Origin of the sequence: Rickettsiella massiliensis 20B (genome assembly GCF_000257395.1) — a bacterium.
Taxonomy (GTDB): Bacteria; Pseudomonadota; Gammaproteobacteria; order Diplorickettsiales; family Diplorickettsiaceae; genus Diplorickettsia; species Diplorickettsia massiliensis.
In genome coordinates this window covers 408,709-434,898 of sequence record NZ_AJGC01000001.1, presented here as the reverse complement: position 1 = coordinate 434,898, position 26,190 = coordinate 408,709, and the positions used below count along the sequence as shown (strand labels likewise).

The window sequence follows — 26,190 nt, the reverse complement described above, 5'->3', positions numbered from 1 at the left end:
ACAGCCCATCTCATGGCCAGTGTACGCTATGCCCGCATTGAATCACACACTAAATAATACAAATTGGATTTCCAGAGTGAGTGGTTTTCTTTGATGACAAGCTTATTTTTGGGTTACAAAATGAAGTATCATTTAAAATTTTTACCAAGAATAAAAGTAAGCTTCCAAGCGGCTTATTTTTTAAAATAAGAAAAGTAAAAAAAGATCGATTATTGACAGAAAAAACCGTTAAGGCGATACTCTTGGGTTTTGTCTGCAGAGTTGGTTATGAATGCTAGTACGTTACGTGTACTCTTTCTCGATTATTTCGCAACCCAGCAACATGTGGTAGTGCCCTCTGCCTCATTGATTCCAGAAGCGGATCCGAGTTTACTATTTACCAATGCGGGAATGGTCCCCTTTAAACAGGTCTTTTTAGGGACAGCGCACCGACCCTATACACGTGCAGCCAGCGCGCAGCGTTGTATCCGCGCGGGCGGTAAACACAACGATCTTGAAAATGTCGGCTACACGGCGCGGCACCATACCTTTTTTGAAATGTTGGGTAATTTTAGTTTCGGGGATTACTTTAAACGCGAGGCGATCATCTACGCTTGGCGCTTTTTAACGGAACAACTTCGTCTTTCGCCCGAGAAACTCTGGGTGACCGTGTTTGAAGACGATGATGAGGCGGCAGCGATTTGGTTAAATGAACTGAAAATCGATCCGGCGCGCTTTTCACGCTGTGGTGAAAAAGATAATTTTTGGTCGATGGGGGATACGGGCCCGTGTGGACCGTGCTCAGAGATCTTTTATGATCACGGCCTACACGTAGCGGGTGGCCCACCCGGAAGCCCGGACGCCGAGGGTGATCGCTACGTCGAAATTTGGAATTTAGTGTTTATGCAATACCAGCGGACGTCAGAAGGCGAACTACTGGCTTTGCCGAAGCCGTCCATTGATACGGGGATGGGTTTAGAGCGTTTAGCCGCGGTGATGCAAGGTGTCACCAATAACTATGATACCGATTTATTTCAACCACTGATTCAGGCCGCCGCGAAGGAAGCAGGATTAAGTGATACACAACATACTTCGTTACGGGTGATTGCTGATCATATTCGTTCCGCGACGTTTCTCATTTTTGATGGCGTATTACCTGGCAATGAAGGCCGCGCTTATGTGTTACGACGTATTATTCGGCGGGCCTTGCGACATGGTCATAAATTAGGCTTAGGTCGCCCATTTTTCTATCGTTTAGTGAAGGTGTTGGCCGAACAAATGCAAGCGCCTTATCCGGACTTAATAAAGAAACAAGGGTTTATTGAACATATTTTGCGGCGCGAAGAACAACAATTTGCGAAAACCTTAACACAGGGGATGAAATTGCTTGAAGCGGAATTGATACAAGCCGCGGAAGAAAAACAGCTCAGTGGTTCGGTTTTATTTCATTTATATGATACCTATGGTTTTCCCGTGGATTTGACGGCGGATGTCGCCAGAGAACGTGGTTTTCAAATTGATCGTGCCGGCTTTGAATCGGAAATGCATATTCAACGCAATAAATCGAAAGCAGCCAGCCAATTTACGGGGCTCGATTCAATGCCCGCATTCACCCAAACCGTACCCACAGAATTTACAGGTTATGACACCTTAATTGATAAACAGTTGTCGATTATGCATTTATTTAAAGACAGTGCATTGGTCACGCAGCTGATTACGGGTGAGTCAGGGCAGATTGTCTTAAATAAAACTCCTTTTTACGCGGAAAGCGGTGGGCAAGTGGGTGATGTAGGGCAATTACTAGGACCTTCGGGTGTTTTTTCTGTAGAAAAGACCTTTAAAAAAGGTGATGTGATCTTTCATTGTGGACGAGTCACAAAAGGCCAGTTGAATAGCGGTGATTCGGTACACGCCCACGTTGATCCGGTGTCACGCCAGGCGATTCGTGCGAATCACTCAGCGACCCATCTTCTTCACGCTGCGTTGCGTCAGGTACTCGGTGAGCATATCCAACAAAAAGGTTCTTTAGTGGAAGCGAGCCGTTTACGCTTTGATTTCTCACATGCTCAGCCATTAAGTGCCGAAAATTTATGTGAAATTGAAGTGGTGGTCAATCAAGCGATAATTATTGCGTGCAAACCACGATTATGAGTGCTGAGGAAGCAAAAAAGACCGGGGCTATCGCTATTTTTGGTGAAAAATATGGGGAAAACGTTCGTGTGTTAACGATGGGTGATTTTTCTAAAGAACTCTGTGGTGGAACACATGTTCAGCAAACCGGTGAGATTGGTTTATTCAAAATTACGGAAGAAGCGGGAGTTGCTGCAGGAGTCCGCCGTATTCAGGCGGTAACCGGGCAGGCGGCTTTAGATTGGGTCATGGCTTTGCAAGATCAATTTCAACAGTTAGCTAAGCTTTTTAAAGTAGCGCCAGAGAGGCTACTTGAAAAAGCACACAATGAATTGACTTTAAAACACAATTTGCAGAAGCGGATGGATGAACTACAGCACTCTATTGTGACAATGATGCGCGATGAACTGATTGCTCAAGCCATCGAGATAAAAGGCATTCAGGTTCTTGTCAGTGAAATCCATGGAATTAATGCCTCCGGTTTGCGTGAATTATTGGATCAACTAAAAAATAAACTTTCGCAAGCGGTGATTGTTTTGGCGAGTACCGATCAAGGACGTATCCAATTATTAGTCGGTGTGAGTCGAGAATTAACTGCCAAAATGAAAGCAAATGATTTAGCAAAAATGTTGGCGCAATCTTTAGGCGGGCAAGGGGGTGGCCGTCCTGATTTTGCACAAGCTGGCTGTATGGGCGTAGAAGGATTAGACCAAGCCTTAAAAAATGCGAAACAGTGGGTAGAGACCCAGTTAAATCGCAACTATGCTTGAGAGGAAATATAACAACTATTTTTTTAATTTAGGAGTGGTTTATGGCGTTGATTGTTCAAAAATATGGGGGGACTTCCGTTGGGAGCACAGAGAGAATTCAGAAAATAGCGGATAAAATTATTGAAACTAAGCGTCAAGGGCACGACGTAGTGGTCGTGGTTTCTGCGATGAGTGGTGAAACGAATCGACTCATTTCACTCGCCAAGGCGTTAACTGATCAGCCCGATCCAAGAGAATACGATGCGTTGTTGGCCACCGGCGAACAAGTGGCTACGGCGTTGTTAGCCATCGCCCTACTGGCTAAAAATTATTCAGCACGCTCCTACGATAGTTTGCATATCCCTTTTTATACAGACAGTTGCCATAAAAAAGCACGTATTTTGAACATCGAAACCACACTGATTCGCCAAGATCTGGAAGCGGGTCGTATTCCGATTATTGCCGGATTTCAAGGAATTTCAGAAGAGGGTCATTTGACGACACTCGGCCGCGGTGGGTCCGATACGACTGCTGCCGCATTAGCCGCTATACTAGAAGCTAAAGAATGCCAAATTTATACTGATGTGGATGGCATTTACACCGCCGATCCCCGGGTCGTTGCCCAAGCGAAGCGTCTAAATGAAATTGGATTTAGCGAAATGACTGAGTTTGCACGAGCGGGAGCGAAAGTAGTACAACATCGAGCCGTTGAGTTGGCAAGCAAGTTTGCCATGCCGTTGCGCGTGCTTTCCAGTTTTGAAAACAAGGCCGTTGGGACTTTGATTCAAGCGAATCAATCTGGTTTAGAATGCGCCAAAGTATTGGGTGTTAGCGCGAGCCAACAAGAAGCAAAAATCACTATTCAAGGTTTAAAGAGCGATAAAAAAACATTAACCGAGTTTTTTGCGCTGTTAAAAACTACAGGTATAGAAATTGATATGCTGACTCAACAGCTCACCTCAAAAACACACATGGATATTACGTTCACTTTAGCAAAAACTGAGTTGCAACCAGCGACAGAAATTTTTCAGAGCCTGGTCCATCGTGGTGATGCAGAATCGGTGCTCAGTGACACAGCGATCGCGAAATTGTCAGTGATTGGAACCGGATTACATTCTCACGCAGAGATTATTCATACGTTGTTTCAAGTGTTGCAGGCAGAAGATATTCCTATTCAGCTTCTTTTTTCTTCTGCGTTGAGAATTTCGCTGGTTATGAATAAAGAACACGTGGCACGAGCGATTCAAGTATTGCACGAGGCATTTGGTTTAAGTGACGGTTAAGTGGAGGAGAAAAATAAGCTGAAACGATCGAAGAAGCACGGAATTTTTTTCCATGCATTAAGTTTTCCTTAAGGTTGGGTGGGTAGACTAAGTCCGAAAATATCTATATGTAGATTTGTGTCTTATTTTGTTGGCGAGATAAATAACGGAGATCAGGTAATACATATAGATCTATAAAATGGGTCAACCAAAGGAGAATCATAACGATGCTTATTTTAACACGACGTATTGGCGAAACACTGATTATTGGAGACGATGTTACCGTTACCGTGCTCGGTATAAAAGGCCATCAAGTTCGACTCGGAATTAATGCACCGAAGGAAGTTTCGGTTCACCGCGAAGAGATTTATCAGCGTATCCAACAAGAAAAACAACAAGGCCCGGATGCGAGTTCTGTACCAGACGTAAATGAGTAAGAAACGAACGCGTACCTATTTTATAAAACAGTAGGTAATGCTATACTCGCCTGCCTCAACGTCGGAGAGATGGCCGAGAGGCTGAAGGCGCTCCCCTGCTAAGGGAGTATGGGGCTTGATACCCCATCGAGGGTTCGAATCCCTCTCTCTCCGCCAGGTCTTTTATTTAGACAACTCAATAAAAACAATTAAAAATAAAAAAAGAAAGAATGACGGTTTCAAGGCGTAATGATTGAAACGTCATCTCTTCATCTATCAACAGTACGTTTTCTTTATCGCTGCGGATTTGCACCTATCCAGGATAAACATGTGTGGTGAGTGAGTTGGGTTAAAAGATATTTTTTGACTCTTTCTTCTTTCTTAGTGTGGTTTGTGGTTTATTGAATATGTTTAAGAATGCCTTCTAATTCATCCAAATTATTATAACAAATCACCATTTTTCCCTTGCTCGACCCCTGTTGTTGAAAAATGACTTTGGCACCGAGTTTTTCAGATAACGTTTTTTGTAATTGCTGGACATCTGCATCGAGAGGGTTGCGCGCTATTTTTTTGTCGGTTGCAGATAGGTGTGTACCGAGCGTTCGGTGGCGCGGACAGATAATTGATCGCTAACTATTTTCTCAGCTAATTGTTTTTGTAGAAGCGGCTCTAAGCTTAATAAAGCACGAGCATGACCCATTTCAATTTGCCCGCAAAGTAATAAGGTTTTTACGGAAGGTTCTAGCTCTAACAAACGGAGTAAGTTCGTGATCGTTGTTCGTGAGCGACCTAATGTTTCGGCCACTTGTTGGTGAGTCATATTAAACTCATCGATAAGACGGCGAATCGCTTCAGCTTCTTCAATCGAGTTGAGATCTTGGCGTTGTATATTTTCAATTAACGCAATGGCTAATGCGGTTTCATCGGTGAGTGCTTTAATGAGCACCGGGACTTCACTGAGTTCAGCTAACTGTGCCGCACGCCAACGGCGTTCACCGGCAATCAGTTCATAGCGATTGCTTTCTAGCGGACGGACAATTAATGGAGTAATAATCCCTTGTGTTCGAATCGAGTCGGCTAGCTCGCTTAACGCTTCTTGATCAAATTTACGTCGCGGTTGATAACGACCCGGTTGTAAATATTCGATTGGTAAATAACGTAATGTTTCCTTTTCAGGGGCTTCGGCGACCAACGTTTCTAAAGATTGACCACTGAGAAGAACATCCAAATTACGACCCAAACGCAATTTCTTTTTCATTAAGACACCTGTTCCATAGCCACATCAGGAGAAGAAACTAAGCCGGATTGGTCACGCTTTTTAAGCAGAGCCGCGGTGGCAAGGCGGTCGCAAGCGGCTCACCAAAGCCAGGAAGTCCTTCACGGGTTAATATTTCTTTTGCCAAATTAACATACGCTTGACTCCCCGTCGAATGAGGATCATAGAGCAAAGCCGGTTGACCATGACTTGGTGCTTCGGCTAAACGAATATTTCGTGGGATCACGGTTTGATACAGTTTATCTTTAAAATAGATTAATAACTGTTCAGATACTTGCTTGGTTAACGTATTACGTCCGTCATAGAGCGTTCGCACAATCCCATGGATAGCTAATGTCGAATTGACACTCGCGCGTAAACTTTGAATCGTATTAAGTAGATTACTTAATCCTTCCAAAGCAAAGTATTCACACTGTACAGGAATAATCACGGCATGGGCGGCGACTAACGCATTGACGGTTAAAATATTGAGTGAAGGTGGGCAGTCAAAAAAAATATAGTCGTAATGAGCTAGAACGGGATCGAGCAGTTTTTTTAGCGTGTACTCGCGTTGTGGTGTTTTTAGGAGTTGAATTTCAGCTTGAATCAATTCTCCTGACCCGGGCAGCAAATCAAAATGGCCTGAGGTCGATAGGAGGTTTTGTGATACGGTTTTCTCTCCGAGAAACACTTCCGCCATCGTCCCTTGTAAACTATTTTTATTAACTAGGCAGCCGGTGGTGGCATTGGCTTGCGGGTCTAAATCCACTAAAAGCGTTTTGAGCCCAAACGAAGCAATGGAAGCGGCGAGGTTAATACTTGTGGTGGTTTTACCTACCCCCCCTTTTTGGTTGACGATCGCCAGCACTTTGCCCATAAGCCCTCATTTTCTGTCTTGACAAGTTTGGTATAGTATAATCATTTAACAGCAACTTGCTAAGCTTAGATGATCAATTTCCTTGGTTATCTTTTTTTGAGTTCATAATATGCGATTAAATCAACAAACTCCGTCACGAAAACTACGTACTATGTTAGTACTTTTCTTGGGTCTCGTATTCAGCGTGCCCAGTTTTGCGCGCTCTGTGCAAATTATCGCAGCTGAAAATTTCTATGGAGCCGTAGCGAAAGCGATCGGTGGAGATAACGTCGAAGTCAAAAGTATTCTAAGTCGGCCAGACCAAGATCCGCATTTATTTGAAGTGACGCCTCGAACCGTACAAGGTTTAAACCAAGCGGATCTGATTGTCTATAATGGTTTGGGTTATGATACGTGGATGAAACGCCTGTTAGAAGCCCGTGATCATCGACGATCGACAACGGTAGTTTGTATGGGCACGTTACTTGGGAAAAAAGAAGGGGATAATCCACATATTTGGTATGATGTGAACACAATGAGCGTTTATGCGACCGTGTTGAAAGATGTTCTAAGTAAACAGGATCCGGTGCATCAATCGAGTTATCAAGCTAACTACCGTGTGTTTATGCAAGGACAACAGCAGCTCGAAGAAAAAATCCAGCAATTGAAAAAACGTTTGTCTGGGGTGAATGTGATCGCAACCGAGCCGGTTTTTGGTGAAATGGCCAAAGCATTGGGTTTAATCATGCATGGCCAGGATTTTCAAATTAGTGTGATGAATGGTATCGATCCTACTCCGCGCCAGGTCGCTGATTTTCGAACACAACTCAGTCAAGGGCAAATCGCTATTTTATTCTACAATATGCAAGTCAGTAGTCCTTTAGTGAGTCAGTTGTTAACTTTGGCTAAGCAACATTCTATCCAAATCATTGGCGTCACTGAAACGCAGCCTCAAAATCAGACTTATCAAACCTGGATGCGTAGTATCCTTGAGCAACTACTAAATTTTTCTGAAAAAGACAAGTTACTTTCTGCGGCGCATTCTTCTACTAAGTAGATTGGTTTTTTTTTCAATAACGTATCGTGTGACTTGACGAAGTAAATCTCTTTCATTAGGAAATTCAAGTGAGTCAAAAAAAGATGACGGATAGTCAAACTGCCCCGATAAAGAACGGCGAGGCATTGCGTTTTGTTGCGCTGAGCTTAGCGTATGGCTCACGAGTTATTTTTTCTAATTTTAATGCAACCATTTGCCAAGGTGAATTTATTGCGATTTTAGGCGCCAACGGTGCCGGGAAGAGTACGTTATTGCGCGCAATTCTTGGCTTGGTCCCGAGTCAGTCCGGTCAAATTCGGGTGTTCGGAAAAAAACCGGTGCGCAAAGGTTCATCACTGGTCGGTTATATGCCACAAACCCGTCAGCCTTGGATGGACAGTGCGTTGAGTGCCTACGCCTGGTTGAGTGCACAACTCAATGGGTTTAAGTGGGGTATTCCTTGGCTTGATCGCGCACAAAAACAAGAAATCGATCGGGTCGTGGCGTTAGTGAATGCTGAGCCGATTCTGCATAAGGCGTATGCGTTATTATCCGGAGGGGAACGTCAACGCTTACTGTTGGCACAAGCCTTATTAAATCGACCCCAATTATTATTACTCGATGAACCTTTGATGAATTTGGATCCGTATTATCAAGAAACCTTAGTGACGTTAGTGAATCGGATTCGTTTAGAATTAGGAATCACAATTTTATTGACTTCGCATGACATCAATCCCTTACTCAGTAGTGTGAGTCGTGTCCTCTATTTAGCCAAAGGCAACGCGGCATTAGGTTCGGTTGCGGAGGTGATTACGAGTCAGAAACTCAGTGAATTGTATAATCGCGACATTCAAGTCATCGAGCACGAAAAAAACGTTTTGTTGTGAATAAAGAAACAGGTATCTCACTCGCAATGCATCACTGTAAATCGACAGATTATGATTAATTTTATTGAATGGGATTTGCTTCGCCAAGCATTAATTACCGGAACCTTTGCTGCGCTGGTCGCTGGGACTGTCGGTTATTTTATGGTGCTACGTCGCTTAGCGTTTGCCGGACATGCGCTCGGCCATATTGGTTTTGCAGGCGCAACGGGTGCCGGTTTATTGAATCTTACGCCGTTTACCGGTCAACTCGGCTTAACTGTATTGGCGGGGATCGGCATGGGTGTGTTAGGGCATCGTGTTAACAAAAGTGATCTCGCTATCGGTATTATCTTAGCGTTAGCCTTAGGTTTTGGCGTGTTATTTTTACATTTTTATACGTATTACGCCTCTCAGGCAATGTCCGTTTTATTTGGTAATTTACTTGGGGTTTCGCAGCGGGCGTTTAATAATATGTTATGGATGGGCGGACTCAGCTTAGTGTTGATCGCGTTTATCGCACGACCTTTATTTTTTGCAAGTTTAGAGCCTGAGTTAGCCGAAGCGAAAGGGGTCTGTATTCCTTTAGTGAACACTTTATTTATGGTCAGTGTTGCCGTCGCGGTGAGTGTAGTCAGTCAAGTAATTGGTGTTTTATTGGTGTTTACTTTATTAATTGGGCCCGCCGCGGCCGCGTTGAATTGGTCGCGTTACTTACTCAGTGGTCTTGTGATCACGGTTCTATTGAGCCTTTTCATTGTTTGGAGCGGTATTTTAATGGCGTTTATCACCGACTGGCCGATTCCTTTTTGGATCAGTTTCTTGGTCGCGATAGTTTATTTTTTAAGTGTCCTCACTAAATTAAAAAACACATAACTATCATGCGTTGAATCACGCCAAAAAAAATCTTCAAGCATGGATTTTTTATTGTGTGAAACAGTACAGTCTCATGAAAAAGGACAATGTATTTTATATCAAGAAAATAGATGGCGTAAAGGACTCAGTCTTGACGCCATCAACTAAGAGGACGATAGATTAATCGTCCCAGTTTAATGTGCCACCGGTTTGATATTCCGTGACCCGCGTTTCAAAGAAATTCTTTTCCTTTTTAAATCGATCATTTCACTCATCCAGGGCAGTGGATTACTGATGTTTGGATATTGTTCACTTAAACCGATTTGCGCGAGACGACGATTACCAATAAAACGCAGATAATCCCACATCATATTGGCATTGAGGCCCAGAATACCGCGTGGCATGGTATCTTGCGCATATTGATATTCAAGTTCAACTCCTTCGCGAATCAATGTAATAATCGTTTGTTGAAATTCAGGCGTCCAAAGATGTGGATTTTCCTGTTTAATTTGATTGATGACATCGATTCCAAAATTCAAATGCATCGATTCATCGCGTAAAATATACTGAAACTGCTCAGCGGTTCCCGTCATTTTATTGCGCCGCCCCATGCTTAAAATTTGCGAAAACCCAACGTAAAAGAAAATCCCTTCAAACACGACATAAAATGCAATTAAATCACGTAGTAAACGTTGATCATTTTCCGATGTGCCAGTTCGAAAATTGGGATCACCTAAACTTTTTGTAAAAGGAATTGCCCACTCGGCTTTTTTCGCCACAGCGGGTAATTCGCGGTACATGTTAAAGAGTCGTGCTTCATCCATCCCTAAACTTTCAATCACATATTGATAGGCATGTAATGCTTCCTCGAATGCTTGGCGTAATAAGTATTGACGACACTCTGGGTTAGTAATGTGTCGATACACCGCTAACACTAAATTATTTGCCACCAAGGAATCGGCAGTCGAAAAAAAACCGAAGGCTGCGTTCAATGATTAAGCGTTCATCCTCAGTCAATCCTTTGGGATCGCGCCATAAGGCAACATCGGCCGACATATTGATTTCTTGGGGCATCCAATGATTAGCACAAGCAGCTAAATATTTTTCCCAAGCCCAACGATATTTAAACGGAACGAGTTGATTCAAGTCTGCACGACAATTGATAATTTTTTTATCGTCAACTTGAATACGTGCTGCGCCGAGCTCTATGGTTTCAAGGCCGGTATAACCGGCTGTCTCAGGCACCACGGCGGTGGTGTCTGCAGCGTGTTGAATATCACTTAAATTCATTCAAATAGTTCTCCACATCAAAATAGATTGTTCATAAGTTACTGACAGGACTCACAACCTGGATCCAAGATTGAGCACACGGCCGTCGGCGTTGGACCGGACGCGACCGCATTTAAACGACCTTTTTCTAACGTCGCTTTTTCCGCATGGGTGACGCCCAATGTTCGCAGATAGTAACTGGTTTTTAATCCTTTGAGCCAAACCAGTTTATACAGTTCATCCAGTTTTTTGCCTGAAGCCTGCGCCATATACAGATTTAAAGACTGACTTTGATCAATCCATTTTTGACGTCGTGATCCCGCTTCTACCAGCCAATGAGCGGGGACTTCAAAGGCGGTGGCGTAAAGCTGTTTGAGCTCCTCAGGAATACTATCGATTTTTTGTAGACTGCCATCGTAGTATTTTAAATCATTGAGCATCACCGGATCCCAGCGCTTCAAGGCTTTGAGTTCACGAATTAAATAAGGGTTGATGACGGTAAATTCGCCCGACATATTTGATTTGACAAAAATATTTTGATAGGTCGGTTCAATCGATTGGGAAACTCCACAAATATTGGATATCGTTGCCGTTGGTGCAATCGCTAAACAGTTCGAGTTACGCATGCCTTGACGTTGGACCTTTTCCCGTAACGGCGCCCAATCTAAAGTCGTCGTTTGATCTTGTTCTAACCATTGGCCGCGGGTCGCGCGCAAACGTGCAATCGAGTTCGGTAATATACCTTGGCTCCACAATGAACCCGGAAAACTTGCGTAAGCGCCGCGCTCTTGAGCTAAATCACTCGACGCTTCGATGGCATAGTAGCTGATCAGCTCCATCGACCGATCGGCAAACGTCATGGCTTTTTCTGAAGCATACGGAATCCGTAATTGATAGAGTGCATCCTGAAAAACCCATTAACCCTAAACCAATCGGACGATGCTGGAGATTAGATTGTCGCGCTTGCGGAACCGTGTAGTAATTAATATCAATCACATTGTCTAACATCCGAATCGCAGTACGGACCGTAGCCTGCAATTTGACTTGATCAATTTCTCCAATTTCGGTTAAGTGCTGTGGTAAATTAATACTACCTAAATTGCAAACCGCAATTTCATCTTGCGAAGTATTTAAAGTAATTTCTGTACAAAGATTTGAGCTATGGATCACGCCAACATGTTGTTGGGGTGAGCGTAAGTTACAAGGATCTTTAAAGGTAATCCATGGGTGACCCGTTTCAAATAACAACCCTAACATTTTGCGCCATAAATTGAGCGCCGGTAAGGTTTTAAAGTTTTGAATTTCACCGCGTGCGGAATTCTGTGCCGTATGCGTCGTGTAAATCGGGTGTTTCATCGGGGGAGAAGAGTGTCCAGTACTCTCCTTGCATTAATCGCTTCATAAATAAATCGGGGATCCAGTTCGCGGTATTCATATCATGGGTACGGCGACGGTCATCTCCCGTGTTTTTACGAAGTTCTAAAAATTCTTCAATATCTAAATGCCACGTTTCTAAATAAGCGCATACAGCGCCTTTTCGTTTGCCGCCCTGATTCACCGCGACCGCTGACGCATTCGCAACGTTCAAAAATGGCACGACACCTAACGATTTACCATTTGTTCCTTTAATGCGCGCACCTAATGCCCGGACAGAGGTCCAGTCATTACCTAACCCCCCCGCAAATTTGGAAAGTAAGGCATTATCTTTGATTGCACTATAGATTTGATCTAAATCATCCGCAATGGTTGTTAAAAAACAACTCGATAGTTGAGAGTTGGGGTTGAAGCCATATAATCAAAAGAAGAAAGCAGTTGATAAAATTCAATCGCACGTGCTTCTTTTTGTTCTTCACCTACCGCTAACCCCATCGCCACACGCATAAAAAAGGCTTGTGGTAATTCGAAACGCACTTCCTGACTATGAAGTAAATAGCGATCATATAACGTTTGTAGGCCTAAATAAGTGAATTGGCGATCACGTTCCGGTCGTAAAGCCGCGGTGATTTTACTGAGATCAAACGTACGGAGCGCGGGATCCAATAATTCGAGGGCGATACCTTTTTTAAATAGTGTTCAAAATACAGGGGATAGAGTTCATGCAACGAGAGAGGATGTGTTGCTTCCGGTAAGGTAAGAAACGCGGCAGTTTCTTTATATAATGTGCTTAATAGAAAACGGGCGGTCGCATAACTGTAATCGGGATCATGTTCAACCAAAGCACGTGTACTGATAATCAATGCTTTATCAATGTCTGCGCTGGGAATACCATCGTATAAATTGCGTAAGGTCGCTTGTAAAATTTGTGTGGGATCAACGGCGGCTAAATCTTGGCAGATTTCCATAATTAATTTACTGAGATGCTCAATCTCCAGCGGCGTTTGTGTTCCATCCGGATGGGAAACGTGGAGTAATGGACCTGCCGCCGCTTGGGTTTGCGCACGCATTTTGCGTCGTTCTTCACGACATAAGAACGGGCCACGCGGTGTGCTTCCGCACGCATCAGCGCTAATTCAACCTGGTCTTGAATGGTTTCAATCGGTAAAGCACCGTTTTTTGTAAAGCGTTCTTGCAGCACGTGAGTCACTTGTTCCGTTAATTGGGTGACCTGTTCATGAATACGTGTGGAAGCTGCTGCGTGTCCACCCTCAACGGCGATGAACGCTTTCATAATCGCAACCCGAATTTTATTGGGATCATAACTGACCGCTTTGCCATTACGCTTAATCACTTGTAAGGTGATATTCGTCCGACGACCCTTATCCTTCAGCGGGCGACTTGTCTTTGACAAAGATTCGCGAGCCGGTTGAGTTGACGAGTCGATTGGGGTCATTGATTCGGAGGAAGGTCCGCTCATGAGTGCTCCTCTGTAAAAATAAAAAAGTATACGGATTTTGCGATTGTTTAGATTGGAAAAGGCTCGTTGTTGATCGCCTAAGTTATCAGTCATTATAGTAACCGCAACGATTTGCTAAGGATACGCCAAGACAAACTAAAACACAATATCATGTATCTATATATAGTGGATAAGGCGAGATTAACTTGTAGACAGAAAAGTCTGAAAACTGCTTGCAAAGGATTGCTATTTTACAAAAGCGCGGTATGTTGTTCTTCGGCCACCATGCCGGTGACGAGGCACCTACTACATTAATAGACCTATTTTAACGATTAAGCCAAAGAGGAGTGTATTCCTAATGACACATACGGTAATTCCACATCTCCCAAAAACAATTTTTCGTGCTTATGATATTCGCGGCGTGGTCGGGGAAACGATTACACCAGAAATCATTTATTGGTTGGGGCGAGCGATTGGCAGCGTGGCGCAAGAGCAAGGTGATGAACGAATTCTTGTGGGACGTGATGGTCGTGTATCCGGGCCTATTTTGTTGGAAGCCCTGCAACAAGGTTTGCGTGAAAGTGGTTGCTCGATTATTAATATTGGTCAAGTCCCAAGTCCGGTGCTGTATTTTGCCACGCATCACCTCCAGATTCCGGCCGGAGTTGTGTTAACGGCGAGCCATAATCCAGCCGATTATAATGGTTTAAAAATTATGTTAGGGGGCAAGAGCTTATCTGAAGCAACGATTACTGCTTTATATACGCGGATACAAAGCGGTTCTTTTCGGTCAGGGAATGGATCACTGCAAACCATGGATGTGAACGAAGCGTATCTTCAACGAATTTGCGGAGATATCCAGCTCGCCAGGCCGCTTCGTATTGTTTTAGATTGTGAATTATTTTGTGAAGTAGATGGTCGTTTTCCAAATCATCATCCAGATCCCAGTATTCCCGAAAATTTACAAGATTTAATTCAAGCTGTTCGCCATCATCATGCGGATGTAGGGTTAGCGCTCGATGGTGATGGCGATCGACTCGGCGTCGTCACCAATCAGGGTGAAATTATTTGGCCGGACCGGCAACTGATGTTATACACGATGGACGTTGTTTCCCGTAATCCCGGCGCGTTGATTATTTATGATGTCAAATCTTCACGTTATTTAGAAGCGGTGATTACTCAACAAGGTGGTCGATCGTTAATGTGGAAAACCGGACACTCCATTATGAAATCTAAACTCGAAGAAAGCGGCGCTTTATTGGCTGGAGAAATGAGCGGCCATGTTTTTTTCAAAGAACGTTGGTACGGTTTTGATGATGGTTTGTATACGGCGGCGCGTTTACTGGAAATTCTGGCGCAGACCACGCAGACCAGTAGATTGCTGAAGAAGAAAAATTTTCTTTCATGGAGAACTTACTCAAACTGAATTGTTTTCCGGATGCCGAGCAATTGCATACTTTAGATGGTTTGCGTGTTGAATATAAAGAAGGGTGGGGTTTGATCCGTGCTTCGAATACGAGCCCTTATCTTATTTTGCGTTTTGAAGCCGAAACACAAACGGCATTGATCCGTATTCAACGTCGTTTTGCGGAAGTTTTATTGGCGATAAAACCAGATTTTTCACTACCTTTTTCAGTTTAAAAAACAAAAATGCGAATTTTAACGCTTAATTTAAATGGGATTCGTGCTGCCGCGAGAAAAGGGTTTTTTGATTGGGTGCACACACAGCACATTGATATCTTGTGTTTACAAGAAGTGCGCGCGCAATCGGCACAGTTAGCTCCTTTTCAACAATTAACTGGTTATCAGGCTTATTTTAGTGAGGCAGAAAAAAAAGGGTACAGTGGTGTGGCGATTTATAGTCGATACACGCCTGAGCGGATTGTGAATCGCTTAGATTGGGCGGTGGCCGATCAAGAAGGACGCTATATTCAGCTCGATTTTCCGAATTGGAGTGTGGTGTCGCTCTATTTGCCCTCTGGAACATCGGGCCATGCACGTCAGCAATGTAAGTTTCAGTTTTTAGAATACTATGGCAACGTTCTTAAAATGCAACGTCAACAAGCACGTGAGTTTATTCTTTGTGGAGATTGGAATATTGCGCATCGACCGATTGATTTAAAAAAATTGGCGGGCCAATCAAAAACATTCCGGTTTTTTGCCAGAAGAGCGTGCATGGTTAGATTATGTATTCGATGAACTGGGGTATGTTGATGCCTTTCGCCAAGTCAATTCAGCGCCTGATCAATATACATGGTGGTCCAATCGAGGCCGTGCTTGGGCAAATAATGTGGGTTGGCGCATCGATTATCAGATTGTCACGCCGGGGCTTGCATCAAAAATTAAAGACGTATCGATTTATAAAGCACAGCGTTTTTCTGATCATGCCCCCTTATTAATTGATTACGCGCTCCAGCCACCTAGTTTAAATCACAACAATCAATATTTAGAAAAATAGTAAAAGTATTTTTTTAGTTTTTGGTGTAAATAGCGTATCGTTTATGAGGGCGCATTATTTTTTACTTGAAGAAGTATCCAGAAAAGCGAGCAATTTGGTGAGGGCAAATCGCACCGCTGCGGTACGAACGGTTGCCCGATCACCCGGAAAAAGACAACGTTTTACTTGACGAAAAATAGGTGGTTGAACCCAGGTGTTACGGTCGCACCGCTTGGTCCGGCAATGCCTGTAATAGCCATGGCGATGTTTGCCTCCAGTTTTGTTAAAACACCTTCCGCCATGGCCAGCGCCGTTTCTTGACTAGCCACACCATCATGCGTCAGTTGTGAGGGGGAGAGTGCTAATATGACACCACCTGTAAACCACTGTGAAGCACCGGGAACGCTTGTCAGTAAAGTCGCGAGTTGTCCGCCCGTGCAAGATTCTGCAGTGGCTAAATATTGATGCCGTGATTTAACTAAACGGCCTAATTGGTCTGCTAAACGATAGAGTGTTGGATACATAGTCCTTTTTTATCTAGGTAAAAATGCAAAAGGTTTTTTTTGTTAACGATACGCGAATATCGTTTTCTTAGCAAAATCACGTGTTGCAGCGTAGGCAACAACGCCATTTTGACAAACAATGAGACATTTTGGATAAACAGATGATTGTAAACTAACCTTATTTACGGCAACATAGCCCCATCTTATACTCAAGTGAATAAAGATTAGGTACCTTATGGCGAAAGAAGATCAGATTATTATGGAAGGGACGGTCACCGAGACCTTACCCAATACTTTATTTCGAGTCCGTTTAGATAATGGGCATATGATTAATGCACATATTTCAGGACGGATGCGAAAAAGTTATATTCGGGTGTTAACCGGGGATCGCGTTAAAGTGGAAATGACCCCTTACGATCTCAGCAAGGGGCGCATTGTTTTCCGAGGAAAAGGGGCGGACCTGGATAAAGATAAAGCTAAGTCTGGCTAATCGATGCTTGTGAATATTGAGAACGGCGAGCGTTAGGTATAAGGGGTTTTTTCTCTTGAATAAGCAACTGTAGATCGCAACTTGTGCTTGTTAAGGTCAGCTTACCGCCGTGGACTAAACGGCCAAATAACAGTTCATCGGCAATGGGTTTTTTGATATGTTCTTGGATCAAGCGTGCCATCGGTCGTGCGCCCATTGCTTTATCATAACCGTGTTCGGTGAGCCATTGGCGTGCAGAGGCTTCTACATTTAACTGAACGTGTTTTTTCTCAAGTTGTTTCGCTAACTCGTTTAAATATTTGTCGACCACTTGGGCGACAATTTGTGGATTGAGATAATTAAAATAAATCGTAGCGTCTAAGCGGTTACGAAATTCCGGTGAAAAGACCCGTTGAATAGCTTCGGCGTTGTGGCTGTGTGCGGCATTTTGGGTAAAGCCAATACTTTGTCGGCTCCATTGTTCGGCGCCAATGTTACTCGTCATAATTAAAATAATATGGCTAAAATCCGTTTTACGGCCATTGGTATCGGTTAAACTTCCGTGATCCATGACTTGGAGAAGAAGATTAAAAATATCCGGATGTGCTTTTTCAATTTCGTCTAATAATAAAACGGCATGCGGATGTTTTTTGACCGCTTCAGTAAGCAGCCCGCCTTGATCATAGCCAACATAGCCGGGTGGGGCACCGATTAAACGCGAGACACTATGTCGCTCCATGTATTCTGACATGTCAAAGCGTAACAGTTCGATGCCCATTAATTCTGCTAATTGACGAGTGACTTCAGTTTTACCGACACCAGTGGGTCCAGAGAATAAAAAGGAACCAATAACCGGATCGCGTGAGTTTCATGGCGGTACAAAGATTTTCAATCGCTAAGTCTTGGCCAAAAACGCGATCTTTAAGTTTACGCTCAAGATGACGCAGGCGATTTTTATCCGAGTTAGAAATATTGCGTGTGGGAATACGAACCATCCGTGCAACAATGGCTTCAATTTCTCGAGCACCAATGATTGTTTTACGTTTATGAAAGGGTCTAAGCGCTTGGTAAGCACCTGCTTCATCGACAATATCAATTGCTTTATCGGGAAGAAAACGATCAGGCAGATAACGCGCGGCTAACTCGACGCTGGCACGTAATGCATTGAGTCGATACTTTACTTGATGGGTAAGCCTTGTAAAATTTCAATGGTTTCTTCGACATTCGGTTCCGGGACATCAATCTTTTGGAAACGTCGTGCTAAAGCCCGATCTTTTTCAAAAATACTGCGATATTCTTGATAAGTGGTTGCCCCAATACACTTGAGTTCACCCGTGGTGAGTAAGGGTTTAATCAAGTTCGATGCATCCATCACCCCCCCGGAGGCGGCGCCGGCACCGATCACAATGTGAATTTCATCAATAAACAAAATCGATTGTGGTTCTTGTTTTAATTGTGCTAACAAGGCTTTAAAACGTTTCTCAAAATCACCTCGATATTTCGTTCCAGCCAATAAGCTTCCCAAATCTAAAGAATAGACGGTACTTTTTCGTAAAGAAGCGGGCACTTGTTTGTTAACAATCGCTTGTGCGAGTCCTTCTACAATTGCGGTTTTTCCAACTCCGGCTTCTCCGACTAAAAGCGGATTATTTTTTCGACGGCGGCATAAGATTTGAATCATCCGGGCTAACTCTTCTTGACGGCCAATCAGCGGATCAATTTTTTCAGCGTGCGCCTTACTATTTAAGTTGATCGCATAGAGTTCAAGTGGAGTATTGCCTGGACCTTCAACCGGGACTTCTTCTTCTAAGATGAATTGACTGAGTTTTGCGTCGGGGGGGGTGGCGTGGCCGCTGTGTTGTTTAACCTTGGAAAATCTTGCGCTATATAATTGAGTAAATCTGAGGCGCGTAATATTTTCACGGCGTAAAAAGTAAATCGCTTGACTATCCTGTTCTCCAAAAATAGCGGCCAAGATATTCACGCCATTGACTTCTGCTTTGCCACTGGATTGAACTTGAAAAATTGCGCGCTGTAATACTCGCTGAAAACCTAAAGTCGGTTGAATGTCTAGATTTGGATCGGTCTCTGGAAACAGGGGAGTCGTAGCGGCAATAAAGTTATTGAGCTCATTTTTAAGTCGCTCAATATTTGCACCGCAGGTTTTTAGCGCAGTGACAGATGAGTTTTCATCCAAAAGCGCTAATAATAAATGTTCAACAGTTAAATATTCATAACGTTTTTCACGAGCTTGTTTAAAAATCGCATTTAAACTTAACTCAAGTTCTTTACTAAACATGGTCAGACCTCCGTCATTAGTGTTAACTCCGTGTTTTCCGGTATAAAAAACGGGTACCACTGTTTTTCTTAAGCTAGGTTTCCATGTTAAAAAAATAATTGTCCCCTTCCTTTTCAGCCTAGCCGAATTTTAAAGATTTGCGAATTTTAAGGTATTTTTTAAATCAATTTTAAAGTTGATCATTGGATTACAACAAAACGAGAAAAACAAGCAAGTGCTTATTTTAGAGTGGTGAGAACGATTATTGAGGGAGTTGGATAATCAGCCCAAGCGATTTGACCACGTGTTGCCGAGTACACCAAAATTAATCCATGTGATCAATAATGGCTTGGCCAAAATCAGAACAGCTCACTTCTTGAGCGCCCGTCATGAGTCGGGCAAAATCGTAGGTAACGGTTTTGGCGCGAATGGCACCGGCTATCCCGGCCAGGAGTCGATCAGCGGCTTCATTCCAACCAAGATGACGGAGCATCATTTCTGCTGAAAGAATGATCGAACCGGGATTGACTTTATTTTGACCGGCATATTTGGGTGCTGTGCCGTGGGTCGCTTCAAACAAAGCCACTTCATCACTCAAATTAGCACCCGGCGCGATACCAATTCCTCCTACTTGCGCCGCCAAGGCATCAGATAAATAATCCCCGTTCAGATTCAATGTTGCGACGACACTGTATTCAGCCGGACGTAATAAAATTTGCTGTAAAAATGCATCGGCGATAACGTCTTTAATCACGATTTCTTTTTGAGTTTTAGGGTTGATCAACGATATCCAGGGACCTTCACCGATGATTTTCCCACCAAATTCGTTTTTGGCTACGGCATAACCCCATTCTTTGAAGGCACCTTCTGTAAACTTCATAATGTTACCTTTATGCACGAGTGTCACCGAAGGTAAATCTTGGTCAATCGCATATTGAATGGCGCGTCGCACCAAACGTTCTGAACCCGCTTGAGAGACCGGTTTGATACCAATTCCACAATGCGAGGGAAAACGAATTTTTTTGACGCCCATTTCGTTTTGGAGAAACGCAATCACTTTATCCGCTTCTGCACTGCCGGCCGCCCATTCAATTCCCGCATAGATATCTTCTGAGTTTTCACGAAAAATAACCATATTGGTTTTTTCTGGCTCACGTACCGGGCTAGGAACGCCAGAAAAATAGCGTATCGGTCGCAAACAGACGTATAAATCCAGTTCTTGACGTAAGGCTACATTTAACGAGCGGATACCGCCACCAACCGGAGTGGTCAAAGGTCCTTTAATCGAAACAACGTACTCACGTAAAGCAGTTAATGTTTCTGCCGGCAGCCAAGCGTCTTTTCCATAGACTTGGGTGGCTTTTTCGCCTGCATACACTTCCATCCAGGCAATACTGCGAGTGGACCCATATGCTTTTTGAACCGCCGCATCGACAACTTGTTGCATAACGGGGGTGACGTCTACACCAATACCATCGCCTTCAATAAAGGGAATAATCGGTTGATTAGGTACTTGCAATGTTTGATCTGCCTGCAGAGTAATTTTCCCACCTTGGGATGGTATTTTAATTTTTTGATAGGGCATAAGAGGTTCCTCATTATTCGATGTGTGGGCGCGCTAAAATCAGTTGCGCAGCATTTTACAGGATTTTATAACTAGGTGCGACTTCATCCGCCTGGATGCCTAAAATAATCGGCGCTGTTTCGTAATAAATGGAGGAAAAGGTATGGTTCCGACCCTGTCGCTGGCTAGAGAATTTGATCGTTGCAAGGACTGATTTTAACTATAAGTAAACTGAATAGGACGGATTCATAAAAGTAAATTAATGTGTGATTGTACAGAAAAGAGTAAACGTTTTATAGCTATCCACTCGATATGTAAAACCGATAAATTATACCGTATTTTTTAGAATTTTTTGTTTTGCTTTAATGATAAAGTAATTTATAATAAATAATTATTTTTAAATCCTTAATAATGACAAGTTAAAAAATAAGAAAAAAATTTTTCTTAAAAATTATTTTACCTTAAAAAATAAGCGGCTTGTTTTAGAATTACTGTGTGCTGATTTTGCTGAGCACCATGAATATTTAGTTAATAACCTAGAATATTTTTTGCAAAACCTTGTTACCAAACTATCGTCTGTTTAATTAATTTTTTCTTTATGTATAACAGACTTGGAAACAGGGTTGTATGACGCACAGGATATTTCTGGCTGTTAACCGACCATTACCTTATTCACTTAAATCAAGGAAAGAAAGGCCCATTATGTTACCAAAACCACAGCAATCGTTAAACTTTACTCAACAGACTAGACAGTTTGATGAAGAAACGAATATATTTTTTTCATCGCCTACCCCGGAGGCAAGCAAGCCAAAAGGACTGATACAGAAATTGTATGGCTATTTACAATACGGTATGTATTCGTTTCGTTATTTAAGACAACGGGTTCTTTCACAAAACGAAGCGTTTGTACTGAAGATAGACGCGATACCTTTTACAGCCGATATCAATACATACTTGCTTTCAAATCAATCCCATTTTAGGCTAGAAAATCAAAGAAACTATTTAAAGCCAATTGATTTAAATATTAGGATGATTGACACACATTTTACGCCAAAGTCAGCGAATCTCTCTTTTTTTCCGACGAATCACTTCCTAGATATTCAGGGCTTAATACCTTGGACACAAATAATTTTGTATTACCTTCGAAAAAGTAATGCAAGTTCATTACAAGATAAAAAAATAGATTCAACTAATTTTTTTAGAGATTTTACGCAAGTCCCAAGTAATGAGGCTTCATTTTTCAGGCAATACACAGAAAAAAACATCAGTATTTTTAATCAAAGATAGTGAGTAATCGACACAATCTCAATGCAGATAGCGGATTGAAAACATCCTTGTTTGATTATGAAGTGGCTAAACAGAGGGTGTAAGTGTTACGTCTTGATCTTGAGCAGAAGTTCGATCAATTTCTTTAATGTGAGTAAAGAAGGTTCGGTGTCGGGACAGTAATCGGTATTCCGAGAAAGTAATGGGTTCATAAGACTCAATGGAAGTTTTATTTTTGGCGTCCTCTGGGGTAAAGGTTCTATAAAAATTAACGGGAAGATGAGCGTGAGCACTCCATATTAAGCCTAATTTGGAAAGTCTTCTAAACATTAAGTTATCTAAGGCTTTGGCTACACAGCCCTGATCTTCTGTTTTGTCTTGATCACAATAGAAGGCTTCTTTTTGTGAATATCCTTGTTGATCGCCGCCATATAAGAAAGCTAAAAATAGTTTGAAAACATTATTAGGATATTCGGGCGAGGTTCTTGCCGAGTGACTATGATTATTTTTTGATTAATGTATAGATGAAAAAAGATTCAAGATATTTTTGTACTTTACGTTTAAGACAAGCCGATACCGAAAGATAATCATAATGATCACGTAAAAAATGCGCATAAGAAATCAGCAGTTTTTCTGCAGTCCATTTATCAAGATTCGCGGCTTGAGAAAAGAAATCAATTTTGGTTTTATCAATCACGATACCTTGTGCAATGGAAGTAATTAATGTATGGTTAATTGTCCCATAATCAATGCCTAACGCATCATTGATTTGATTGAGGGTAAATTTTGCAATACCCTTTTCAGCAGTTAAGTCCCGTGCCTCTTCAAAGCCATAAACCAAGATAACACCCAATGCATCAAATTTTTCGGCGGGCAGTTTCATTTCAAGTAACGTAAATTCGATTGTATTTTTTTGTAAAATTTCTGTGAAATGGGAAGGTGCTATATTTAATAGTTGATCGATTTGTGTTTGTGAGATCGTTGTTTGCTGCCCTAGTAAGTAAAGTCGGGTTGCGTACATCGGTAATTTAGACGCGATTAAAAAATGAGCTACATTTGTTTCAGTTAAAAGATTATTTTTTTTAAGTTCATGCAGTATCCAAATGAAACTAAATGGATCAGGATGAGATAATAAATCAATCAGGATGAGCTGAGTTAAAAATTCTAATAAATTGTGTTGTCGTAAAATAGTGTTAAACAGCGTAGAATCAAATAATTTTTGTAGTATTTGTATTTGTTGAGTGCTTAAATTCAGAGGATGCTTTTGTTTTACCAATACATCGGTGAGGTATTTTGTTGGGAAAATCAGATTTAATGTTTTGTTTGGTCTGTCTAAACCCTGTCGATCGAGGTAAGTGTTCTCCGTTCTCGTCAGAGAAGAGAATGAATTGAAAAAAATAATATTTTTTTTAGAAACACATGATATGGTTTGAGCAGATTGACACGATTCATCTGCTACCTTAATTTCTTTAGGCAAATTAATTTCTCCGTTGAATATAGATAAAAAAGAACAGAAATCTGAACGTTAAAACGCGATAAGCAGCGCCCCATGTAAAACCTTAGTAAAATACTTTATTTTTAAACGATGTATCAAGAAGTTTTGCATTCTGCAAGATTTTTTCAAGAAAGCGAGCTTCGATAATTTTTCGTAATTAAATTATTATTATTTTTAATAATATTTTTTTTATTGTAAAATTTAATTTACATTGATTTTCTGGGTGCGACTTAGCTAAGAATTAGTCTAATCTATCTATAAAAAGCATAATCAGATTCTAAAGATTAAACACGAAGCTCAAAGATTAAGGCTCGTGTGACTAAGCACTAGGGCGCGCTCAGACAGATAAGATTAGCTAAAAATAGTTAAAAAACAATCCATTAACCAGTATTTGATTGTACAATTTACCTGCATTTTTGTAGAATGCAGGATAGTTAAGATTGATGAGATAAGCAGATGATTGACTTTTCCCTGGGGCAAAAAATTATTTTATGGTTGGTACCGCTCATTTTTGCGATTACCGTCCATGAAACGGCCCATGGGTGGGTCGCTTACCGTTGTGGTGATCCGACGGCCAAATTGCTAGGCAGATTAACGCTGAATCCGATCAAACATATTGATCCATTGGGCACGTTGGTGGTTCCTGGGTTATTGCTCTGGTTAGGTGGTTTTGTTTTTGGTTGGGCAAAGCCTGTACCGGTGACTTGGCGTAACTTGCGTAATCCACGCCGTGATATGGCGCTGGTGGCGGCGGCTGGGCCTTTTTCTAATTTTGTGATGGCTTTTTTTTGGGTGGCTATACTAAAACTAGCGGTGAGTGTCCACAATGCACCGTTTGCTTATATGGCTCAAATCGGAGTGTCGATTAATTTAGTGCTGATGCTGCTTAACTTATTGCCCATTCCCCCACTGGATGGCAGTCGTATTCTTGCTAGCTTACTTTCTCCAGTGATGGCCTATCGTTTAAATCAGATGGAAATCTATGGCTTCTTCATTTTGGTGCTTTTCTTAGCTTCGGGTGCGTTCAGTCGCTTAATTGGCCCCGTCCTATCTCAATTACAGAGCCTTTTTCTTAGTATTTTTGGCTTATAGGCAGTACACTACTCTACATGACTGTAAAACCTGTAACGACCGAAGAAGCCGTTTTGAACCGACCCATTGCGATGGTGCGTGGCCAACCCTTTGTCCAAATACCCGCTGATCTCTATATTCCGCCACAAGCCTTAGAAATATTGTTAGAAAGTTTTACCGGGCCGCTGGATCTTTTGCTTTATCTTATTAAGAAACAAAATTTTGATATTTTAGCGATTCCCGTCGCGGAAGTGACACGCCAATACATGCAATATATCGAGCTGATGCAAGTGTTGGAGATCGAGCTTGCGGCGGAATATTTAGTGATGGCAGCACTACTAACAGAAATTAAATCACGAGGGTTATTGCCCAGGCCCGTCGGAGCGGCAACGCCCGATGAAGCGGATCCACGCGTTGAATTAATTCGCCGGCTCCAAGAATATGAACAAATAAAACAAGCCGCGCAGACCGTAGACCAATTACCACGTCAAGAGCGAGATTTATTTTTAGCGATGATCCCGGTTGATCGTGAAGCCATAGCGCTCAGTCATACGATTGCGCCGACGTTGGACTTATCGTCCTTGCTTGCGGCGTTACAATCGGTTCTACAACGAGCAGCATTGAGAACCCATCATGCGATTACACCCGAGCCGCTTTCGATTCGTGAACGGATGACGCAAATTTTACAAAAACTGGCGACAGCACGCCAAGTGGAATTTACGACTTTATTTCAGGCGCATGAAGGAAAAAAGGGTGTTGTCGTCACATTTATTGCACTTTTAGAATTATCGCGCCAATCTGCGATTGAACTTTGGCAAGAAACACCTTTTTCAGCTATTACCGTGAGTATTAAATGAAATTTAAAAATAAAATAATAATAATTACCGGTGGCGCCTCCGGGATTGGTGCCGCAACGGCGCAGCTTTTTAGCCAAGAAGGTGCGCACGTGTATATTCTGGATAAAAAGCAAGCGCCATCGACATTACCCGCGACCATTCATTACTTGCAAACCGATGTTTCGAATGCGGAGCAAGTGCAACAAGCGGTTGCGCAAGTCCATGCACAACATCCTGTTATCGATTATCTATTTTGTAATGCCGGCGTGCACTTATTTGCAAATATTGAGGAAAGTAGTGTCATGGCGATTCAGCAGGTGTTGTCAACCAATTTGTTAGGGACGATCTACTGTTTGCAGCAAGTATTACCTTATATGAAGCAACAACACGCCGGCTCAATTGTCTTAATGGCGTCTGATCAAGCTTTTATTGCTAAGGAACAGTGTGCGGTTTATGGTGCGAGTAAAGCCGCCATTGCCCAATTAGCTAAAAGTACGGCATTGGATTATGCGGCTTACGGGATTCGCGTCAATTGTGTTTGTCCGGGTACAATTGATACGCCAATGTACCAGCGCGTGATTCAACAATTCGAAAAAAAGCCGGTGTCTCGGAAAGGCAGAAGAAGTTGCGCAGGTTGTTCGCTTTCTGTGTAGTGACGCCGCTTCTTTTATGACCGGTGCGTTAGTCAATGTAGATGGTGGCTATACGATTCAGTAGTTTTGTGCATGGCACTTAAAATAGTACAACATATGAGTATTCAATTACTGC

The 26,190-nt window shown here is 42.4% G+C and carries 19 protein-coding genes, 1 tRNA gene and 5 pseudogenes; 16 read left to right on the top strand and 9 right to left on the bottom strand.

Annotated elements, in window-relative coordinates; all coding sequences use genetic code 11:
- Positions 1-267: 267 nt before the first annotated feature.
- From alaS to S3O_RS0102485, 4 genes and pseudogenes are all read left to right on the top strand, one after another.
- Positions 268-2,879 (top strand): annotated as a pseudogene (alaS, locus tag S3O_RS13375) (alanine--tRNA ligase).
- Between the two features lie 41 nt (positions 2,880-2,920).
- Positions 2,921-4,141 (top strand): aspartate kinase, encoded by a 1,221-nt coding sequence (locus S3O_RS0102495; protein WP_010597482.1) that lies wholly within the window; start codon positions 2,921-2,923, stop codon positions 4,139-4,141.
- A gap of 206 nt (positions 4,142-4,347) precedes the next feature.
- Entirely contained in the window at positions 4,348-4,557 is a 210-nt protein-coding gene (csrA, locus tag S3O_RS0102490; protein ID WP_010597481.1) for a carbon storage regulator CsrA, read from the top strand.
- Positions 4,558-4,620: 63 nt separating this feature from the next.
- A tRNA-Ser gene (locus tag S3O_RS0102485) sits at positions 4,621-4,713 on the top strand.
- Between the two features lie 221 nt (positions 4,714-4,934).
- Here S3O_RS0102485 and S3O_RS20620 read toward each other — a convergent pair.
- The 3 genes from S3O_RS20620 to S3O_RS0102475 all read right to left on the bottom strand — a co-directional run bounded on the left by S3O_RS20620 (position 4,935) and on the right by S3O_RS0102475 (position 6,668).
- On the bottom strand, positions 4,935-5,027 hold the full coding sequence (locus tag S3O_RS20620) for a hypothetical protein (RefSeq protein ID WP_456238849.1): 93 nt from the start codon (positions 5,025-5,027) through the stop codon (positions 4,935-4,937).
- 71 nt (positions 5,028-5,098) lie between these two features.
- Positions 5,099-5,794, bottom strand: coding sequence for a ParB/RepB/Spo0J family partition protein (locus S3O_RS0102480; protein WP_010597480.1), 696 nt, complete (start codon positions 5,792-5,794; stop codon positions 5,099-5,101).
- Positions 5,795-5,831: 37 nt separating this feature from the next.
- Positions 5,832-6,668: a ParA family protein gene (locus S3O_RS0102475; RefSeq protein WP_010597479.1), complete on the bottom strand. Its 837-nt coding sequence runs from the start codon at positions 6,666-6,668 to the stop codon at positions 5,832-5,834.
- Between the two features lie 109 nt (positions 6,669-6,777).
- On the opposite strand from S3O_RS0102475, the gene S3O_RS0102470 reads away from it, so the two are divergent.
- The 3 genes from S3O_RS0102470 (at position 6,778) to S3O_RS0102460 (ending at position 9,422) form a co-directional block, all read left to right on the top strand.
- Positions 6,778-7,704, top strand: a complete 927-nt coding sequence (locus S3O_RS0102470) for a metal ABC transporter solute-binding protein, Zn/Mn family (protein ID WP_235776154.1) — start codon at positions 6,778-6,780, stop codon at positions 7,702-7,704.
- Between the two features lie 68 nt (positions 7,705-7,772).
- Positions 7,773-8,570, top strand: a complete 798-nt coding sequence (locus S3O_RS10810; RefSeq protein WP_010597477.1) for a metal ABC transporter ATP-binding protein — start codon at positions 7,773-7,775, stop codon at positions 8,568-8,570.
- A 51-nt stretch (positions 8,571-8,621) separates the two neighbouring features.
- Positions 8,622-9,422, top strand: a complete 801-nt coding sequence (locus S3O_RS0102460; protein ID WP_010597476.1) for a metal ABC transporter permease — start codon at positions 8,622-8,624, stop codon at positions 9,420-9,422.
- Between the two features lie 159 nt (positions 9,423-9,581).
- Here the strand turns inward: S3O_RS0102460 and S3O_RS13370 are convergent.
- Positions 9,582-10,691: pseudogene (locus S3O_RS13370) on the bottom strand (ribonucleotide-diphosphate reductase subunit beta).
- A 38-nt stretch (positions 10,692-10,729) separates the two neighbouring features.
- Positions 10,730-13,458, bottom strand: a pseudogene (locus S3O_RS13365) (ribonucleoside-diphosphate reductase subunit alpha).
- A gap of 403 nt (positions 13,459-13,861) precedes the next feature.
- On the opposite strand from S3O_RS13365, the gene S3O_RS13360 reads away from it, so the two are divergent.
- The 3 genes and pseudogenes from S3O_RS13360 (at position 13,862) to S3O_RS13355 (ending at position 15,961) form a co-directional block, all read left to right on the top strand.
- Positions 13,862-14,929, top strand: coding sequence for a phosphomannomutase/phosphoglucomutase (locus S3O_RS13360; protein WP_010597469.1), 1,068 nt, complete (start codon positions 13,862-13,864; stop codon positions 14,927-14,929).
- Positions 14,908-15,144 carry a phosphomannomutase gene (locus S3O_RS20275; RefSeq protein WP_010597468.1) on the top strand — a complete coding sequence of 79 codons (237 nt, stop codon included), beginning with the start codon at positions 14,908-14,910 and terminating at the stop codon, positions 15,142-15,144. The genes S3O_RS13360 and S3O_RS20275 overlap by 22 nt, the downstream gene beginning before the upstream one ends.
- A 9-nt stretch (positions 15,145-15,153) precedes the next feature.
- Positions 15,154-15,961: pseudogene (locus S3O_RS13355) on the top strand (exodeoxyribonuclease III).
- Positions 15,962-16,122: 161 nt separating this feature from the next.
- Here S3O_RS13355 and S3O_RS10785 read toward each other — a convergent pair.
- The gene (locus S3O_RS10785) at positions 16,123-16,464 is read right to left on the bottom strand and encodes a CinA family protein (RefSeq protein ID WP_010597465.1); all 342 of its coding nucleotides are present in this window, start codon (positions 16,462-16,464) and stop codon (positions 16,123-16,125) included.
- A 214-nt stretch (positions 16,465-16,678) separates the two neighbouring features.
- Between S3O_RS10785 and infA the strand changes: the two genes are divergently transcribed.
- A complete protein-coding gene (gene infA / locus S3O_RS0102395) occupies positions 16,679-16,933 on the top strand; it encodes a translation initiation factor IF-1 (protein WP_010597464.1) in 255 nt (84 codons plus the stop codon).
- Here infA and clpA read toward each other — a convergent pair.
- Together clpA and icd are read right to left on the bottom strand one after the other, a co-directional pair.
- Positions 16,920-19,211: pseudogene (gene clpA, locus S3O_RS13350) on the bottom strand (ATP-dependent Clp protease ATP-binding subunit ClpA). The gene infA and the pseudogene clpA sit on opposite strands and share 14 nt — an antisense overlap.
- A 304-nt stretch (positions 19,212-19,515) precedes the next feature.
- Complete coding sequence (gene icd, locus S3O_RS0102385) at positions 19,516-20,775, bottom strand: NADP-dependent isocitrate dehydrogenase (RefSeq protein WP_010597460.1); 1,260 nt, start codon at positions 20,773-20,775, stop codon at positions 19,516-19,518.
- Between the two features lie 681 nt (positions 20,776-21,456).
- Here icd and S3O_RS0102380 point away from each other — a divergent pair.
- Positions 21,457-22,041 (top strand): hypothetical protein, encoded by a 585-nt coding sequence (locus S3O_RS0102380; RefSeq protein WP_010597459.1) that lies wholly within the window; start codon positions 21,457-21,459, stop codon positions 22,039-22,041.
- Positions 22,042-22,522: 481 nt separating this feature from the next.
- On the opposite strand, the gene S3O_RS0102375 is transcribed toward S3O_RS0102380, so the two are convergent.
- Complete coding sequence (locus S3O_RS0102375) at positions 22,523-23,497, bottom strand: hypothetical protein (RefSeq protein WP_010597458.1); 975 nt, start codon at positions 23,495-23,497, stop codon at positions 22,523-22,525.
- 474 nt (positions 23,498-23,971) lie between these two features.
- Here S3O_RS0102375 and S3O_RS0102370 point away from each other — a divergent pair, with 474 nt between their 5' ends.
- Genes S3O_RS0102370 through S3O_RS20270 form a run of 4 tightly spaced genes read left to right on the top strand, consistent with a single transcriptional unit; the run spans position 23,972 to position 26,139 of the window.
- Positions 23,972-24,607, top strand: a complete 636-nt coding sequence (locus S3O_RS0102370) for a site-2 protease family protein (protein ID WP_010597457.1) — start codon at positions 23,972-23,974, stop codon at positions 24,605-24,607.
- Between the two features lie 17 nt (positions 24,608-24,624).
- Positions 24,625-25,443 carry a segregation and condensation protein A gene (locus S3O_RS0102365; RefSeq protein WP_010597456.1) on the top strand — a complete coding sequence of 273 codons (819 nt, stop codon included), beginning with the start codon at positions 24,625-24,627 and terminating at the stop codon, positions 25,441-25,443.
- Positions 25,440-26,075, top strand: a complete 636-nt coding sequence (locus S3O_RS13345) for an SDR family oxidoreductase (RefSeq protein ID WP_010597455.1) — start codon at positions 25,440-25,442, stop codon at positions 26,073-26,075. Before S3O_RS0102365 ends, S3O_RS13345 begins: the two co-directional genes overlap by 4 nt.
- Positions 26,068-26,139: a hypothetical protein gene (locus S3O_RS20270; RefSeq protein ID WP_083827667.1), complete on the top strand. Its 72-nt coding sequence runs from the start codon at positions 26,068-26,070 to the stop codon at positions 26,137-26,139. The genes S3O_RS13345 and S3O_RS20270 overlap by 8 nt, the downstream gene beginning before the upstream one ends.
- Positions 26,140-26,190: the final 51 nt, after the last annotated feature.